Raw genomic sequence first — 16,943 nt, 5'->3', positions numbered from 1 at the left:
CGTTCGTAAACGGGCCTTATTCGGGGTCTTCGAATCCGTCCTCGAAAACGGGGCCGTCCGGGAACAGCGCTGTGGTGTCGAGCAGCAGCATGTTACCGACGTCGACGGCCGTTGAACCGTCGCCCTGCATCTCGTTGAAGATCAGGTCGATACGACCGTCGCCGTTCATGTCGCCGTTGGCGGCGCTGTAACACAGAGTGTCTCCAGCCCCGGGGCTGCCGAGGCCTTCCGCGCCGTAAATCTCGAAGATGGACACGCCCGATTCCGGAAAATTGGCGGGCGCGAGGTCGGACAACGTCGGCCAGGGGCCATTCTGGCCCAGAATGATGTGCACGGTTCCCGCACGGGTACGGGCCAGGGGATTGTCGTGCGGCGAGGAGAATGCGAGATCGTCGATGCCGTCCCCGTTGAAATCGCCGTGCATGGCGGTATCCCCGGCGATGGCATTGTTGACGGGACCGACGAAGGTGGCCATGGTGAAGCCCTCCGGCGGTGAATCGATGTCGAATTCCTGACCTTTGAGGCTGGCGATATCGTAAATGACCTGGGCCACGCCCGCGGTGCTGCGCGTGATTCCACCCCAGCCTCCCGAGGTGAGGTCGCCGGAAAACAGGTCGGCCTTGCCGTCGTTATCGTAGTCTTTGCCGCCGAGGATTTCTTCTCCGAACACATCGTTGTCGATGCCCCCGTCGATGATCGTGACATCGCCGGGACCCTGGTCCACGATGAAATCCGGCGCCGGAATCCAGTCCGGGTCGGCATTGAAATTGTCATCCCAGACGATGTACAGCGTGCCCTGCGGCGAACCGCCACTGCCTTCACCGGTGCCGCCAGCCGGCGGCAGGGCGGCGCCGGAACGGTTCAGCGCCGCGGCCGCGATGACTTCGGCCCGGCCGTTGTTGTCGAGGTCGGCGACCTGAACCGTGGCGCCGAGGTGGAAATTCATGCTGGAAGCGCGCGGGCGGATCCGGGCGATGTTGCCGGCCGATACGCTGCCGAAATTGGCCAGATCGATGGTCTGGCTGGTGGCCAGATGGCTGCCGCCGCGAAACACGTAAACCGCACCTGAATCGGAATCCCCGTTGCTGTCCTCGCGGTCTGCGCCGACCACGAGATCATCGGTTCCGTCGCCGGTCACGTCACCGTTGCGTGCCCAGATGCACAGCCTCGATGGTGCCGTCGCACCGTGTATGTTGACCACCGGAAGACCCACAGGTGGACTGCGCAGGTCAAGGATGTCGCCGTTGGTGGCCATCGTGCGCAACTGCGCGTTACCGGGCAGTATGGTGACGGCGCCTCCGCCAATGCGGGTTCCGCCCGGTGAGTAGTTCTGCCGGCAGATGATCAGATCCCCGGTGCCGTCGCCGGTGACATCAGCCATCCACAGTTCGCTGCCTGCATTCTCCTGGTTCTGGTCGCCGTGAATCTCGAGTATGGTCGGATGGGGTTCGATGTCGGTGTCGACGGTGCCGCTGACGGTGCTGTCGCCGAAGACCAGGAAGACCACCCCGGCGCTGAATCGTCCCTGGGGCGATGCGCGCATGGCCGCGAACGCCGAATCCGGATGACCGTCACCGTCGATATCGTGGCCGCCGGAAACAGGCACGCCCGATGCGCCGGTGCCCACCGATCCCAGAATTCGCTCATACACGCCGTCTCCCGGATTGACGGTGGCGAGGTCCAGAGACCCGATGAGTTGGGCGGCCAGTGGCAGCGGGGTGATTGACGCGGTCAGGACGGCCAGGGCCGCGGCGAGCGAGCTCGGCGCAAGCGGCGAGCGGCGTGGCAAAAAATTCATGGGGAACATGCGCAGACTGTGCAATCCATTGACTCAGTGCTTCAAGATCCGGTGTAACCAGATTAGCAAATTTCGGTCATCAGAATAGGGCGTTCATCCAGAATCCGATACTGCGGCCGGATGCGTCGATACCGGAGCCGTGCTCCCGGTACCGTTTGTCACCCAGGTTTTCCAGGCGTACGCCCAGTTCCAGACGTGGATCTGCCTGCCAGCCCAGCAGCACATTCAGGGTGCCGTAGCCTGGTGTGCCGTCGGGATTGATGCGGGGGTCGCTCTCGTCCCGGGGGCTGAGACGGTTCTGGGCGGAGGCGAAATCGAACCAGGACTCGAGGCGCAGCCGGTCCGCGGGTTCCCACACGAGTCCCAGGCGGCCGTTGAGCGGCGGAACGCGGTCCGCCGGCGTGGCGTTGCCGGCACTGTCATCCTCACTGCCACGTACCCAGTTGAGGGCACCGTAGCTCTCCAGCGTGTCGCTGAGCCGCCAGCGGAATCCGGACTCGATGCCGTACAGTTCGGCTTCCAGCAGATTTTCGCTGCGCACTTCCAGCCGGCCGTCCGGCCGCACTACACCGGTCAGCACCGAGCTGATCTTGTCACGGTAATCGGAATAGAACACGAACAATTCGGCCTGCCAGGAGCCGCCAGAGGCCTTGAGACCCAGGTCGTAACTCCACACCGTTTCGGGCTTCAGGTCCGGATTCGGCGCATTGAACCGGTTTCCGGGCCGGGGGCCCAGAGTGCCCAGATCAAAGATATTGGGGGCGCGAAAACCGCGTCCGATGTTGCTCACCAGCCGCCAGCCCGGCGCCAGTTCCCAGGCGGCGTGAATGTCGCCCGTCAGATCGTCGGGTGCAACGGAAACGGCCTCGACATCCGCGGCGGCAGGCAGCGACACGTCGAAGCGGCTGTAGCGCAATCCCGCTTCGAACATGAAGCGGTCCCAGTCCCAGCGGTTGGCGGCGTAGACGGCCGCGCTGTCCATTGTCGAGCCGTCGGGGAATCGCCCGCGGGCGTCCTCGCTGACGCCGGTCACGATGTCGGTGCTCACACGGCTGCTGTCGACCTCGTCGGTGTAGTATTCCAGGCCCCAGACCAGTTCATGGCGGCCTCCGGCCCACGGCGAATTGATCTGCACCGTCATGCCGTCCAGCGTGCTTTCATTGGCTTCCTCGATCCGCTCGGTGCTGCCGAATTCCCGGGTCAGCCGGTCATCGGTAATGATCTGCCGGGCGAGATGAATCTCGATGCGGTCGTACCAGCCCGTGCCGTTTTTCAGCCGGTAACGGGCGTGCAGGAAAGACCGGCGGTTGGGCTGAAACTCGAATTCGGCGGAGGAGGGGTGATCCTGTCCGAATCCGGCGACCAGTTCGTCGACGCGTGGTGTCGAGGGTTGCTCCAGCACCTGGGCGCTGAACATCAGTTCGCCGCGCGTGCCGACAGCACCCCGCCATTTGAGATCGCCGGAGCGTGCGTCGTGGGCGGTCGGGCCGACCACGTCACCGCCGCCAACCGAGCGGTCGCCATAGCGCTGCCAGGTCACGCCGCCGGACCACGCCTGACCGGTGTTACCGGCCGCGGCTTCGGCCCGCCCGACCACGGAGTCGTCGGCGCTCCGGTAGGCCAGGTAGGCACGCCCCTGTGCCTGCCATTCGGAACTGTCGAAGGTCGGTTCGGGTGTGAGAATCTGCAGCACTCCGCCCATGGCGTCGGCGCCGTGGAGCGAGGGTGCCGATCCGCGGACGACCTCCATCCGCTCGACCGCGAAGGCGTCCACCAGAGCCAGGTACTGATTGGGCGCATTGCGGAAGAATGCATTGTTCAGCCGCATGCCGTCGACGAGATGCAGGACCTCGGAGCCTTTGAGGCCGCGAATGATGGGAATACCCTGTCCCGGCGTGGTCTGCTGAAAATACGTACCCGGCTGGCCGCTCAACATTTCCGCCAGTACGCCCGGCGCCTGCCGGGCGATGCCGTCGGCATCGATCAGCGTGACGGCTTCGGCAACTTCCAGTTCGGTGGCGAAGCGACGGGTTGCCGTGACGTGCACGGTTTCCAGGACGGGAGGTGAAAGGCCGGCGGCCGGTTCCGCGCCAACGGCGGGTGTGCCGCCGCAAGCGAGACTCAACAGCAGCAGCGGCCAATAGCGGGCCGGGGCGCGTTGCGCCCGGTGGGTTCCTGTCATGACGCTCAGCTCCCGGCCGGTACGCTGCGGCCCGGTGTCCAGGGCACGCCGGCGGCATCCAGGGCTTGCCTCAAAGCAGGCAGTTCACGGTCCCCGATGGCATCGAGCCGGTCGCGCAGCGGCGCGAATTGGCTTTCGCCGATTTCCAGCGAGCGCCGATGGGTCGGGGTGGGGCCGTACGTGGAGCGGAACGTTCCCATGGTGGCGACCTCCAGGCGGCGGCTGATGGAAACCGGCCCGGTATCACCGTACAGGCCCCGGCGGGTGTTGCCCGTCAGGGTTTGCTGGATGTCCAGCAGTTCCAGTTCCAGCCCGCGTGCCTGGTCCCGCAGTGCCTCCGGCGCGGACGAGCGCAGCAGGGTTTGCTTGATCGCGCCCGTTTCCTGCAGGTAGTCCGTAACGGCCCGGGTGGCGCCTTCGACCTGGCGGTTCATTGCATCCAGCTGGCGTGTGAAGGCCACCATCTCCGCGGGTGCCGCACCCTCGAGGCCGCGTTCTCGCAATGGCTTGACCTCGAAGGCCTGTTCCGGCGCGAGCTCGGTCAGGCGGCCATTGATCCGGCTGGCCAGTGCAACGGTGTAGCGGCCGGGTACGGCCAGCGGGCCGGGGATCTCAATGTAATTGTGCCCTCCGGTTTCCGCCGTCCAGGGTTCTGACAGCGGGTACCGCAAGTCCCAGGCCACCCGGTGGAAACCGGCCGTTGCCGGGCCTTCGATGCGGCGAACGATCCGGCCTTCGGAATCGCGTACGGTGAGCACGATGGCCGAGGCTTCTTCGACTTCCTCGGCGCGCAGTGCCTCCCAGCCGGGGTAGGGGGTGTCCTCTCCGGCTTCGGCCAGCTCCTTTTCACGCTGCTGACGCTGTTCCCGCGTGGACAGGAGGTCATCCCGCAGGTAGTAGGTGAACACGGCCCCGAACGGCGGGTTGGGCGCGATGAAATAGCTGTCGCCCTGGCTCGACTTGCCGCCTTCGGCGAAATCGCCGAGGGGCAATTTGGGCAGGTACCACCAGGCATCCCGAACCGGGAACAGCATGCCATCGCGCTGCAGGTCGTCAGCGTTCAGGTTACGCAGCGGTGTGTAGTCGTCCAGAATCCAGAACCCGCGCCCGAAGGTCGCCGCCACCAGGTCGTTCTCGCGCTTCTGGATGGCCAGGTCGCGCACGGAAATGGTGGGGAAATTGCCACTCAACGGGGTCCAGCGCTGTCCGCCGTCCAGGGTGAAATACACACCGGTCTCGGTGCCGAGGAACAACAGGTCCGGATTGACATGGTCCTGCACCAGCCGCCAGACCACCGTACGTTCCGGCAGGTTGGAAGTGATGCTCACCCAGGTGCGGCCACGGTCGCGGCTGCGCAACACGTAAGGCGTGAAATCACCGGATTTGTGGTCGTCGACCACCGCGTAAACGGTGTCCGGGTCGTGCAGATCGGCCTTGATGTCATTGACGAAAAAGCCATTGGGTGTGTCCGGCAGGCGGTCGATGGCACGCCAGTTTTCCCCGCCATCCTCGCTGACCTGGATGCGCCCGTCGTCGGTGCCGGCGTACAACAGCCCTTCGATCCGGGGCGACTCCGACAAAGAGGTGACGGTGCCGTATTCCGACATCGCGTAAAGATCCCACGGCGCGTCGATGCTCCAGACCCGCCCCATCATGGGCGCGTTAAGCCGGTCGCGGCCGTGCGACAGATCACCACTGACGGTGCGCCAGCTGTCGCCTCGGTCGTCGGAACGCCACACCCGGTAGCTGGCGTAGTAAAGCCGCGCGGGATCGTGGGGGCTGATCAGGATGGGTGCGTCCCAGTTGAATCGTTCGGTGTCCTCATCCGCTTCCGGCTGCGGCTGGATGTAGACGATTTCACCGCTGACGCGGTCGTAGCGGACCAGGTTCCCTTCCTGCCACTCGGAATAGATGATGTCGGGGTTGGTCGGATCCACGGCCGGCTGATGGCCGTCGGCGAACACGGTGATGAACCAGTCCTCGTTGCGGATACCATGGATGTTGTCGGTGCGCGACGGCCCCCCCTGGGTGTTGTTGTCCTGGGTGCCGCCATAGAGGTTGTAGAACGGTTCGTCATAATCGACCGCCACCTTGTAGAACTGGGTTACGGGCAGATTGGCCATGAAGCGCCAGGTCGCGCCGTTGTCGTGCGATTCGTACAGGCCGCCGTCGGTGCCGATCAACACCCAGTCCGGGTCGTCCGGGTCGAAGGCCACGGCGTGGTGATCGCCGTGCTTGTAGCCGTAGGGTTGCGGCTCGAAGGTCGTACCACCGTCGGACGAGATGTACAGCGTGGCGTCCATCTGGTAGATGCGGTCGAAACGGTGCGGGTCGGCGAAGATTTCCTGGTAGTAATGCGGCCCGGTGCCGCCGGACAGGTAGTCGCTGCGTTTCTCCCAACTTTCCCCGCCGTCCTCCGAGCGCCAGAAGCCGCCGCTGCGTGCGCCGAGTTCGATGGTGGCGTAAACCACATCGGGATCGATCGGGGAAATGGCCAGGCCGATCTTGCCCATGTCCTCGTCGGGCAGGCCGGTGGTCAGTTCCCGCCAGGTGAGGCCACCGTCGGCGGATTTGAATATGCCGGATTCGGGGCCACCGTTGACCAGGGCCGCGACGTTGCGCAGGCGCTGGTGTTTCACTGCGAAAATCACGTCCGGATTGCGCGGGTCCAGGTGCACTTCGTTCACACCGGTGTACGGCCCACCGGACAGGATGTTTTCCCAGGTCTGACCGCCGTCGGTGGTTTTGAACAGGCCACGGTCACCGCCGCCTGACCACAACGGACCCTGCGCGGCGACGTAGACCACGTCGGAATCACGCGGATCCACCCGGATCATGCCAATGTGCTCGGAGTTCTCCAGTCCCAGGTTCTCCCAGGTCTGGCCGCCGTCCCGGCTGCGGTACACGCCGTCACCATAGGCTACGTGCCGGCCGCTGACGTTTTCGCCCGTGCCGACCCAAACGGTATTCGGATTGTTGGGGTCCAGCGTCACACAACCGATGGAATAGGAGCCCTGGCCGTCGAAAATCGAGGTCCAGGTGACCCCGCGATTGTCGGTTTTCCATACTCCGCCACTGCCCACGCCGATATACCAGGTACTCCGGTCTTCGGGGTCGACGGCGATGTCCGCGATGCGTCCGGACATCAAAGCCGGGCCGATGCCGCGCCACTCCAGACCTTCGAAGGTGGTTGCGTTGAGACCGGGTTCGTGCTCGGCCGCCAGGGCGGCGCCCGCGCCGCTCAGCAAGCAGATTGTCGCCAGAAGGACGTGAATCCGTTGAATCATGAAAAGCTCCGGAAAAGGGTTTGTTGGAACATTGGCGCGGGCGGATCGCGTCAATCGGTGATCAGGCCGCAATTATGCCACAGCCGATCCCGGGCGAATGTGCCTGAAGTCGTGCCGGAGGCCCGGCGCTCGCACCCCGGTTTGGGCGACGTGAAATCATTCAGTCCGAGCGCTCGGCCGTGATCCGGCTGACGCCGACGGTCAGTGCGAGTCCGACCAGAAACCCGGGGATGATTTCAAGCAGATCATGGGTCAGCGGCTTGAACCAGATCACCCAGGCCATCGTGGTCAGAAAGCCTCCGAGCATGCCGGCCAGCGCACCCTGGCGATTGGTCGGCGGATACCACAACGCGCACAGCAGCACCGGGCCGAATGCGGCACCGAGGCCGGACCAGGCAAACAACACGAACCAGAAAATCAGGGGGCTCTGCTGCAATGCGAAGACGATGCCAATCGCTCCGATCAGCAGGGTTACCCACTTGCCGGCAGTAGCCAGTTGCCGGTCGTCCCGCAGCGAGCCGCGCATGCGTTGCAGAAAGTCCCGCACCACGGCCGATGAAGCCAGGATCAGCAGGCTGTCGACCGTGGACATGATGGCGGCGAGCACCACCACCATCATCACGCCGGCCAGCACCGGCGGCAGCAATTCGGTGGACAGCAGGGGCAGGATGCTCTCCGGGTCTTCCAGCCCCGGAAACAGCGCGCGGCCGGCCATCCCGGTGAGCACGGCGCCGATATCGAACAACAGGATGACGATGACCGATATCGTCATCGCCGGAACCAGGCTTTTCTCCGACCGCGCGGACATGAAGCGAACCATCAGCTGTGGCACGCCCATGAAGGGCAGGCCGATGGCCAGGAAACTGACGATGCCGACCAGGGCGGCGGTGGACTTGCCTTCCGGCCCCCAGGGTGACAGCAGGCCGGGGTCGGCGCTGCCCAGGGTGGCGACGACCGTGCCCCAGCCGCCGGCCGCGTGGATCGCGACGGCTGGCAGCACCAGCAGTCCGAGCAGCATCAGCACACCCTGGATCAGGTCGGTCCAGGCCACGGCCTTGTAACCACCGACCAGGGTATAGGCGATGATGACCGCTGACCCGACCAGCACCCCCTGCGCGTAATCCAGCGGGGTGAAGCCGGCGAAGGCCTTGCCGGTCGCCACCATCTGCGCTGCCACGTAAGCGCCGACCATGCCGAGGATGATCAGCACACTCAGTCCGCGCAACAGGTGCAGCGAGTCGCCGAAGCGGGCGGCCAGCACGTCCGGGACCGTGATGCTGTCGTGCTGGTCGGAGATTCGCTTGAGGCGGCGGGACAGCAGCAGCCAGGCCAGTCCGATGCCAATTACCTCGCCGGCCACCACCCAGAACGCCTGCGCGCCGACCGCGTAGCCCATGCCGGTCAGTCCCAGCAGCAGCCAGCCGCTCTCACCGGTCGCGTTGGTGCTGAATGCCACCACCCAGGGCGGCAGTTTCTTGCCGGCGATGAAATAGCCGTGGAGCGTGCGGCTCTCGGCCCGGCTCCACAGGGCGAGGCCGGCCAGCAGGGCCAGGTACACCAGAAAAACGGTCATCGTGATTGTCATTGTTATCCTTCCCTCAGGTCTGAAACCGTCCCGTTCCCGTACCGGCGAGGGCCGGCCGGGGCTGCACGCCGGGGGCGGCTCACACTATACTGGATGCGACAGGAACCTCCGTGCGCACGGCTGCCGGGTCCGAGCCGGCCCTGCTTCGTGGCTGTCCGGACGCCGGTTCTCCAAACCATACAGCGGATTCCAGCGTGTCCAACAGTCAATCCAGCAACGTACAGTCCATTCACGACAAGGCGCCGGAGCGCAATCCGGGGATGGACTTCGACCCGGGCGTGTTCGCGGGTCTGCGCGTGAATCGAAGTGCGGTCGAGCGGCGTGCCGCGACCCTGGGCAAGCGGCGCACGGTCAAAAAAGACTACCAGGCCGCCTGGCTGCTCAAGGCGGTCTCATGCATCGATCTCACGACTCTCGCGGGCGATGATACGCCCGGCAAGGTGCGGCGGCTGTGTCAGAAGGCGCGGCGCCCGGTGCGCCAGGACATTCTTGACGGACTCGGGGTCGGGGACCTGGGGCTGACGGTGGGTGCGGTGTGTGTCTATCACAACCTGATCGGCGTTGCGGTCGAAGCCCTGCAAGGCACGAACATTCCCGTCGCGGCGGTCTCGACCGGGTTTCCGGCGGGCCAGATTCCGCTGGAACTGAAACTGGCGCAGGTGCGCGATGCGGTCAAGGCCGGCGCCAGCGAGATCGATATCGTGATCAGCCGGTCACGGGTGCTGACCGGCGACTGGGCGGGCCTGTACTACGAGGTGAAAGCGTTTCGGGAAGCCTGCGGCGATGCGCACATGAAGTCCATCCTGGCGACCGGCGAACTGGCCACCCTGACCCACGTGGCGCACGCCAGCTGGGTCTGCATGATGGCCGGGTCGGATTTCATCAAGACCAGTACCGGCAAGGAGGCGGTCAATGCAACCCTGCCATTCAGCCTCGTCATGGTACGGGCGATCCGGGACTATTACGCCCTGACGGGCTGCCGGGTGGGCTACAAACCCGCCGGCGGAATTTCGAAAGCGAAAGAGGCGCTGGAGTATCTCTTCCTGATGAAGGAGGAGCTGGGCCGGGAGTGGTTGTCGCCGACGCTGTTCCGCTTCGGTGCCAGCAGCCTGCTGGGCGACATCGAACGGCAGCTCGAGCATCACCTCACCGGCAGCTATTCCGCGCAACATCGCCACCCGGTGAGTTGAGCCGGGCCGTGCGGGTCGTCTGAAGCAGCGAGGGAGCGGGAGAAACGGGTATGTCGGTCAGGGATATTTTTGAAACGATGGAATACGGCCCCGCGCCGGAAAGCCCGGATCAGGCACTTGCCTGGCTGAAAGAGCGCGGCGGGCGGCTGCGTCATTATGTCGGTGGCCGCTGGCTCGATCCGGCCGAGGGCGGCTGGTTCGACACCCGGAATCCGGCCAGTGGCGAAGTGCTGGCGCAGGTCGCGGACGGCACCGCTGCGGACGTCGACCGCGCGGTCGCGGCTGCACGGGAGGCGCTCGATGGCTGGGTCGCCATCGGCGGCCACGCCCGGGCCCGTTACCTGTACGCCATCGCCCGCCACATGCAGAAGAACAGCCGTCTGTTCGCGGTGCTGGAAAGCCTGGATAACGGCAAGCCGATCCGCGAATCCCGCGATCTGGACATCCCGCTGGTCGCGCGGCATTTCTACTACCACGCCGGCTGGGCGCAGTTGCAGGAAAATGAGCTCGCGGCCTACCGCGAAGTCGGTGTCGTCGGTCAGATCATTCCCTGGAACTTCCCGATGCTGATGCTGGCCTGGAAAGTGGCACCGGCATTGGCCATGGGCAACACCGTGGTGCTCAAGCCGGCCGAATTCACCTCCGCCACGGCGGTCCTGTTCGCCGCGATGTGCGATGAAATCGGCCTGCCGCCCGGAGTTTTCAACCTGGTGCTGGGCGATCACAAGGCCGGCGAGGCGCTGACCGTTCATGATGACGTCTCCAAGCTGGCCTTCACGGGGTCGACCGAAGTCGGCCGCATTCTGCGCCGCGCCACCGCCGGTACCGGCAAAAAACTGACCCTCGAACTCGGCGGCAAGTCGCCGTTCATCGTGTTCGAGGATTCCGACCTCGACAGTGTCGTGGAAGGTCTGGTCGATGCGATCTGGTTCAACCAGGGCCAGGTGTGCTGCGCCGGATCACGCCTGCTGGTGCAGGAATCCGTGGCCGAACGGCTCCACGCCAAGGTGCGCGACCGCATGTCGCGGCTGGTCATCGGCGATCCGCTGGACAAGGGGATCGACATCGGGTCCCTGATCGACCCGTCCCAGCTCGAACGGGTCGCGGGTTTGGTCCGGCAGGGGGTCGAAGAAGGTGCGCGGCTGTGGCAGCCTGAGTGCGAACTGCCGGCCGAGGGCAGTTTTTATCCGCCGACTCTGCTGACCGAGGTGCAGGCGGCTTCCACCCTGGCGCAGGAGGAGATTTTCGGCCCGGTGCTGGTCTCGATGACCTTCCGCACACCCGCCGAGGCGGTGCAACTGGCGAACAATAACCGCTATGGCCTGGCGGCCAGCATCTGGACCGAGAACATCAATCTGGCGCTGGACATCGCGCCACAGGTCAAGGCCGGATCGGTGTGGGTGAACTGCACCAACGTATTCGACGCCGCGGCGGGGTTCGGCGGATACCGAGAGTCGGGGTTCGGACGCGAAGGGGGCCGCGAGGGCCTGTTCGAATACCTCAAACCGCGCTGGGAGGAGCGGCTGAGCGACACGCCGGTCCAGCCAATGCCGGACACGGAAATGCAAGCATCCGCCGACGATGCGCCCGCCGGGCGTCCCGATATCGACCGCACGGCCAAGTTGTACATCGGCGGTCGCCAGGTTCGTCCGGATGGCGGCTACAGCATGGCGGCGACCGATGTGCGCGGACGGGTCATCGCCGAAATCCCGGCCGGTAACCGCAAGGACATCCGCAACGCGGTTGAAGCGGCGCGTGGCGCCAGGGGGTGGGGCGGCACGACGGCCCACAATCGCGCCCAGGTGATGTACTTCATCGCCGAAAACCTCAGTGCGCGGGCCGACGAATTCGTCCGCCGCATCGTTCAGCTCAGCGGTCGCACCGAAGCGGCGGCCCGGGACGAGATGGACCAGTGCATCCGGCGAATCTATACCTACGCGGCGCTGTCCGACAAATACGACAGCCAGGTGCACGCCACGCCGTACCGCAACGTGACCCTGGCGATGAAGGAGCCCCAGGGCGTGATCGGCATCGTCGCCCCGGAAGAGGCGGGTCTGCTGGGTTTCGTGTCGACAGTGATGCCGGCGATCGCAATGGGCAACACGACGGTCGTCGTGCCGTCGGAACATTATGCGCTGCTCGCGACCGACTTCTACCAGGTGCTCGATACCTCGGACCTGCCGGGCGGGGTGATCAATATCGTTACCGGCAATCGCGACGTGCTCTCCGAAGTGCTGGCGAAACATTACGACATCGAAGGTCTGTGGTACTGGGGTAGCCGGGAAGGCAGTGCGATGATCGAGCAGGAAGCGGCGGCGACCATGAAGCGGACCTGGGTCAACCACGGCCGCTACCACGACTGGAACGATGACGAGCAGGGCGAAGGAGAGGACTTTCTGCGGCATGCCGTGGAAATCAAAAACATCTGGATTCCTTACGGGGAATAAGGGACCGGATCGAAAGGCATCGCAATGATCCTGTCGCAGAGTTCAACCGGGACCGGCAGGCGCCGGCAGGGCCGCTTTTCGTGCCATCCGCTACGGGTGCGGGCGCGCGCCGTGTCGCGGGCGGCCCGCTGGCTCGTCACGCCGTTCTGGGCGATGGTGCTGTCGGCTTGCGCGACCGTCGTGGCATCGGCCGGCAGCGGCCTGGCGGGAAACCTGACGGTGGCGATGATGAATCAGGATGACCCGGCGATCGTGCGCGACGGCGCACCGGCCTATCTGTTGATGCTGGACAGTTTTGTCGAGGGCGCTCCGGAGAACGAGTCCGTGTTGTCGGCGGCGGCGGAATTGTACGCGGCCTACGGGGTGGTTTTCGTCGACGAGCCCTTGCGCGCCCGGCGTCTGACCCGCCGGGCGCGGTCCTACGGTCAGCGGGCGCTGTGTTCATCCAATGCGGATCTGTGTGGGATCTGGGACCTTGCCTACGATGATTTTCTCGACCGGCTCGGGCGGGTGCGTGAGCGTGACGTGGCGGTGCTGTATACCTTCGCGCTGAGCTGGATCGCCTACATTCAGGCCCACAGTGACAATTTCGGGGCGCTGGCCCGCCTGCCGCAGGTCGAGGCCGCCCTGCGCCGCGTGCAGGAAGTGGATCCGGCCCATGAAGCGGCCAGCGTGGAGCGATTCCTGGGCATACTGAACACGATTCGCCCGCCCGCGCTCGGCGGGGATTTCGAGGCAGGCCAGGCGCATTTCGAACGCGCCATCGAACTTTCCGGCGGCCGCGACCTCGGAATCCAGGTGGACTATGCGCGATACTATGCCCGCACCCTGTACGAGCGCGAATTGCACGACCGTTTGCTGCAGGACGTGGTCGCCGCCGATCCGGTCGCCCGCGGCCTGACCCTGTTCAACACCCTGGCACAGGACGAAGCCCGGGAACTGCTCGACAGTGCTGATGCGTACTTCTGAGCCGATCGATCCGTATTCACCGTGCCGCCGAACCGATGACACGCCAGACATGAAGAATTCCACTGTCACCACCGCCCGTGCCCTGCCAATGCCGTTCCGGGTCCTGGCCCTGATCCTGGCACTGGCCCTGTTTCCCACTTGCGCGTCGGCGCAGACCCTGAAAATCGCCACCATCGCACCGGAGGGCTCCGCCTGGATGAATGACATGCGGGCGGGGGGCGATGAGATCGCTGAACGGACGGCCGGCCGGGTGAGCTTGAAGTTCTATGGCGGCGGCGTGCAGGGCAATGACCGCCAGGTTCAGCGCAAGATGCGAACCGGGCAACTGCACGGCGGCGCGTTCACGTCCGGGTCGATGAACAAATTCCAGCGCGATGCGGATATCTACGCGTTGCCGCTGCTGTTTCACAGTCTGGATGAAGTCCGCTTCGTGCGCGAGGAACTGGACGCCGAGTTGCGGGAACGTCTGGCACAGGCGGGCTATGTCACGTTTGGATTCGCCGGAGCCGGTTTCGCCTACATGATGGCGAACCAGCCGATGCGCTCGCTGGCCGATCTGGACGGACAGAAAGTCTGGACACCGGAAGGCGACGCCTTCGCCTTCGCGGCCCTGCGTTCACTCGGGGTCGCCCCTGTCAGCATGCCGGTGACCGACGTGATGACCGGCCTGCAGACCGACCTGTTGGACAGTGTCGCGGTGCCCCCCGTCGGCGCCATCGTGCTGCAGTGGCATACGCGGCTGAAGTACATTACCGATCTGCCCATCTCCTATACCTATGCCGGCATCATGCTGGAGCGCCGCGCCTTCGAGCGCCTGCAGGAAAATGATCAGGCGGTGGTGCGCGAAGTGCTCGAAGGCATCTACCGCCGTTTCGACGAAAGCGGCACGGCGGACAATCGCCAGGCCCTGCAAGCGTTGCTGGACAGTGGTCTGGAACTTGTTGAGCCGGAGCCCGATGAAGTGAGATCCTGGCGCGAGAACGTGCTGCGCTCCCACCAGCAGCAGGTTGCGAAGGATGTGATCGATCCGCAGTTGTATGCCCGGCTCCTCGATTTGCTGGCCACCTACCGCAGCAAGTTTCCCGGACCGGCGACGCCCGGTGGTCCTTGATTCCGATCCGGACCATTCTGCGGGGGGCGGATCGGTGGGCGCGCCGGCTGGAGGACACCTTCCTGGTCGTGGTGCTGACGGCAATGATCGGTCTGGCGGCCGGCCAGATCGTGCTGCGGAATTTTTTCGACATCGGCCTGTTCTGGGGCGATGAACTCCTGCGTCTGCTGGTGCTGTGGATCGCCATGGGTGGCGCCGTCGCCGCCAGTCGCGCCGACCGTCACATCAATATCGCCTTGCTCGACCGCTACCTGAGCGGTCGCCCACTGCAGGCGGTTCGTGCGATCACCCACGCGTTTACCGCCACGGTGTGCGCGCTTCTGGCCTGGGTCAGCGGTCGTTTCGTGGCGACTTCGCTCGAATACGGCGACGTGTTGCTGGGCGGGGTGCCGGCGGCGGCGTTGCAGGCGGTTCTGCCCCTGGGATTCGCGCTGATGGCATGGCGTCATGGCGTGACCGCGGTTACCAGCGTGCGGCAGCGCTCGGACGAAGAGCCGCTACGATGATGCCGGCCGCGCCGTTGCTGTCGATCGGACTGGTGCTGCTTGCGCTGCTGGGCGCGCCGCTCTTCGCCATCATTGCGGCCAGTGCGATGTGGGGTTTTTTCAGTGAAGGCATCGACCTTCAGGCGGTTGCGATCGAGTTCTACGGCATGGCCGAAATGCCGATTCTGCTGGCGATTCCGTTGTTCACTTTCGCCGGCTACGTTCTCAGCGAGAGTGGCGCCCCGGGCCGCCTCGTTCGCTTGACGCGGGCCTTGATGGGCTGGGTCCCGGCGGGTCTGTCCATTGTCGCGCTGGCGGTGTGCGCGTTCTTCACGGCCTTCACGGGCGCTTCGGGGGTCACCATCATCGCGCTCGGCGCCTTGCTGGTTCCCGCATTGCAGCAGGCCGGATACCCGGAAAAGTTCAACCTGGGCCTGGTGACATCGGCCGGCAGTCTGGGTCTGCTGTTCGCCCCGTCCCTGCCGTTGATCCTGTATGGCGTGATCGCCGAACTGCCGGTCGAGGACCTGTTTCGCGCGGGAATCCTGCCCGGCCTGCTGATGCTCGTAATGCTGTCCGGATACAGTGTGATTCGGAACCGGGAGTTGCGCACACCCCTGTCCGAATTCTCCTGGCGGGAGGTTCGCGGAGCCGTCCGCGAAGCCGCGTGGGAGATCCCGCTGCCCCTCGTCGTGCTCGGCGGCATTTACAGCGGCTACTTCGCGATCTCCGAGGCGGCCGCGGTGACGGCCCTGTACGTGCTGATCGTGGACGTGCTGATCCTGCGCGAGATTTCCTGGCGCCGATTACCCGCCATCATGCGCGAATCCATGGTGTTGGTGGGCGGGGTCCTGGTGATACTGGGCATGTCCTTGGCCTCGACCAATTACATGATCGATGCCGGTGTGCCCCAGAAACTGCTGGCGCTGGTCGGTGGCTGGGTCACGGGTGAAGTCAGTTTTCTGTTGCTGTTGCTTGCCTTCCTGCTGGTGCTGGGCGCGATCCTGGACATCTTTTCCGCCATTGTGCTGGTGGTGCCGCTGATCCTGCCGGTCGCCGCGCAGTTCGGAGTGGACCCGATCCACCTGGGAATTGTCTTTCTGGCCACCATGCAGTTGGGGTATCTGACCCCGCCGGTCGGGCTCAACCTGTTCATCGCCAGCTACCGCTTCGAGCGCAGCATCATCGAAATTTACCTGTCGACCCTGCCATTCTTCGCCTTTCTGCTCCTGGCCGTCCTGATCATCACCTTCTGGCCCTGGCTCTCGCTGGCCCTGCTCTGAAACGGAAAGCACTCGTGAACCAGTTGTTGGACACCCACAAAGCGGGGCGGCGGCCAAGTGTTGGACACCCACAAGGGCACAAGTGTTGGACACCCACCCAGACCGGGGCAGGGCGCCTTCCTGTAATTTCCCTATTTTTATTTTGTTTTATATAATACTTACATGCGGTTATTGACCTCCATTCTCGTCCTGCTTCTGCTGCTGCCCGCGGCACCGGTAACGGCGTGTGACGGAATGTCCGGCGATACCGGTGCGTCGATGGCGCATGCCGGACATCCGGGCATGAGCGGTGAGCAGGCCGGGCACGGTGATCATCCGTCCGGGCACGACTGCTGCGCCGACGAGACCGCTCCACGGAACTGTGACGCGGAGCAGCATTGCACCGCACCGACGCCGGGCGCCGCATTTGCCGGCCTGCAGAGCCGGGCCGCACAAGCCTGGCCGCCGCATCTGGTCGTTCCACGTTCCGGCGCCGACATCCCCCCCTCCCACAGTCAGCCACCTTATCGACCACCCTCAGTCTGACCGTTCATCGCGGCTGGCGGTCTTCTGACCGGCCAGCATTACGGTTGTGATTGAATGCGGGCGCCCTGGCGCACCGCAAGT

General features: G+C 64.9%; 11 protein-coding genes. 7 read left to right on the top strand and 4 right to left on the bottom strand.

Annotated elements, in window-relative coordinates:
- Positions 1 to 16: 16 nt before the first annotated feature.
- The 4 genes from V3330_RS03075 to V3330_RS03060 all read right to left on the bottom strand — a co-directional run bounded on the left by V3330_RS03075 (position 17) and on the right by V3330_RS03060 (position 8,852).
- Positions 17 to 1,798, bottom strand: coding sequence for an integrin alpha (locus tag V3330_RS03075; protein WP_354693923.1), 1,782 nt, complete (start codon positions 1,796 to 1,798; stop codon positions 17 to 19).
- Between the two features lie 79 nt (positions 1,799 to 1,877).
- Positions 1,878 to 3,980 (bottom strand): TonB-dependent receptor plug domain-containing protein, encoded by a 2,103-nt coding sequence (locus tag V3330_RS03070; protein ID WP_354693922.1) that lies wholly within the window; start codon positions 3,978 to 3,980, stop codon positions 1,878 to 1,880.
- A gap of 5 nt (positions 3,981 to 3,985) precedes the next feature.
- The gene (locus V3330_RS03065) at positions 3,986 to 7,267 is read right to left on the bottom strand and encodes a VPS10 domain-containing protein (protein ID WP_354693921.1); all 3,282 of its coding nucleotides are present in this window, start codon (positions 7,265 to 7,267) and stop codon (positions 3,986 to 3,988) included.
- Positions 7,268 to 7,427: 160 nt separating this feature from the next.
- On the bottom strand, positions 7,428 to 8,852 hold the full coding sequence (locus V3330_RS03060; RefSeq protein WP_354693920.1) for a sodium/proline symporter: 1,425 nt from the start codon (positions 8,850 to 8,852) through the stop codon (positions 7,428 to 7,430).
- Positions 8,853 to 9,046: 194 nt separating this feature from the next.
- Here V3330_RS03060 and deoC point away from each other — a divergent pair, with 194 nt between their 5' ends.
- The 7 genes from deoC to V3330_RS03025 all read left to right on the top strand — a co-directional run bounded on the left by deoC (position 9,047) and on the right by V3330_RS03025 (position 16,862).
- Positions 9,047 to 10,042: a deoxyribose-phosphate aldolase gene (gene deoC / locus V3330_RS03055; protein WP_354693919.1), complete on the top strand. Its 996-nt coding sequence runs from the start codon at positions 9,047 to 9,049 to the stop codon at positions 10,040 to 10,042.
- 50 nt (positions 10,043 to 10,092) lie between these two features.
- Positions 10,093 to 12,489, top strand: coding sequence for an aldehyde dehydrogenase family protein (locus V3330_RS03050; RefSeq protein ID WP_354693918.1), 2,397 nt, complete (start codon positions 10,093 to 10,095; stop codon positions 12,487 to 12,489).
- Between the two features lie 24 nt (positions 12,490 to 12,513).
- Positions 12,514 to 13,458 (top strand): TRAP transporter TatT component family protein, encoded by a 945-nt coding sequence (locus V3330_RS03045; RefSeq protein ID WP_354693917.1) that lies wholly within the window; start codon positions 12,514 to 12,516, stop codon positions 13,456 to 13,458.
- 49 nt (positions 13,459 to 13,507) lie between these two features.
- Positions 13,508 to 14,569, top strand: coding sequence for a TRAP transporter substrate-binding protein (locus V3330_RS03040; protein ID WP_354693916.1), 1,062 nt, complete (start codon positions 13,508 to 13,510; stop codon positions 14,567 to 14,569).
- Positions 14,566 to 15,075 carry a TRAP transporter small permease gene (locus V3330_RS03035; protein WP_354693915.1) on the top strand — a complete coding sequence of 170 codons (510 nt, stop codon included), beginning with the start codon at positions 14,566 to 14,568 and terminating at the stop codon, positions 15,073 to 15,075. The genes V3330_RS03040 and V3330_RS03035 overlap by 4 nt, the downstream gene beginning before the upstream one ends.
- Positions 15,072 to 16,337 (top strand): TRAP transporter large permease, encoded by a 1,266-nt coding sequence (locus V3330_RS03030; protein ID WP_354693914.1) that lies wholly within the window; start codon positions 15,072 to 15,074, stop codon positions 16,335 to 16,337. The genes V3330_RS03035 and V3330_RS03030 overlap by 4 nt, the downstream gene beginning before the upstream one ends.
- A gap of 162 nt (positions 16,338 to 16,499) precedes the next feature.
- On the top strand, positions 16,500 to 16,862 hold the full coding sequence (locus tag V3330_RS03025; RefSeq protein ID WP_354693913.1) for a hypothetical protein: 363 nt from the start codon (positions 16,500 to 16,502) through the stop codon (positions 16,860 to 16,862).
- Positions 16,863 to 16,943: the final 81 nt, after the last annotated feature.

Source organism: Elongatibacter sediminis, from assembly GCF_037892215.1.
GTDB lineage: Bacteria > Pseudomonadota > Gammaproteobacteria > Xanthomonadales > SZUA-36 > Elongatibacter > Elongatibacter sediminis.
The sequence above is the reverse complement of the archived record's forward strand: the minus strand, read 5'-3'. Positions and strand labels throughout refer to the sequence as shown.

What these genes read in the sequence shown, in the direction of transcription:
- V3330_RS03075 (WP_354693923.1), bottom strand. Translation starts at nt 1,798, where the DNA reads ATGAATTTTTTGCCACGCCGCTCGCCGCTTGCGCCGAGCTCGCTCGCC.
- V3330_RS03030 (WP_354693914.1), top strand. Translation starts at nt 15,072, where the DNA reads ATGATGCCGGCCGCGCCGTTGCTGTCGATCGGACTGGTGCTGCTTGCG.
- V3330_RS03060 (WP_354693920.1), bottom strand. Translation starts at nt 8,852, where the DNA reads ATGACAATCACGATGACCGTTTTTCTGGTGTACCTGGCCCTGCTGGCC.
- V3330_RS03065 (WP_354693921.1), bottom strand. Translation starts at nt 7,267, where the DNA reads ATGATTCAACGGATTCACGTCCTTCTGGCGACAATCTGCTTGCTGAGC.
- V3330_RS03050 (WP_354693918.1), top strand. Translation starts at nt 10,093, where the DNA reads ATGTCGGTCAGGGATATTTTTGAAACGATGGAATACGGCCCCGCGCCG.
- V3330_RS03070 (WP_354693922.1), bottom strand. Translation starts at nt 3,980, where the DNA reads ATGACAGGAACCCACCGGGCGCAACGCGCCCCGGCCCGCTATTGGCCG.
- V3330_RS03040 (WP_354693916.1), top strand. Translation starts at nt 13,508, where the DNA reads ATGAAGAATTCCACTGTCACCACCGCCCGTGCCCTGCCAATGCCGTTC.
- V3330_RS03045 (WP_354693917.1), top strand. Translation starts at nt 12,514, where the DNA reads ATGATCCTGTCGCAGAGTTCAACCGGGACCGGCAGGCGCCGGCAGGGC.
- V3330_RS03025 (WP_354693913.1), top strand. Translation starts at nt 16,500, where the DNA reads ATGCGGTTATTGACCTCCATTCTCGTCCTGCTTCTGCTGCTGCCCGCG.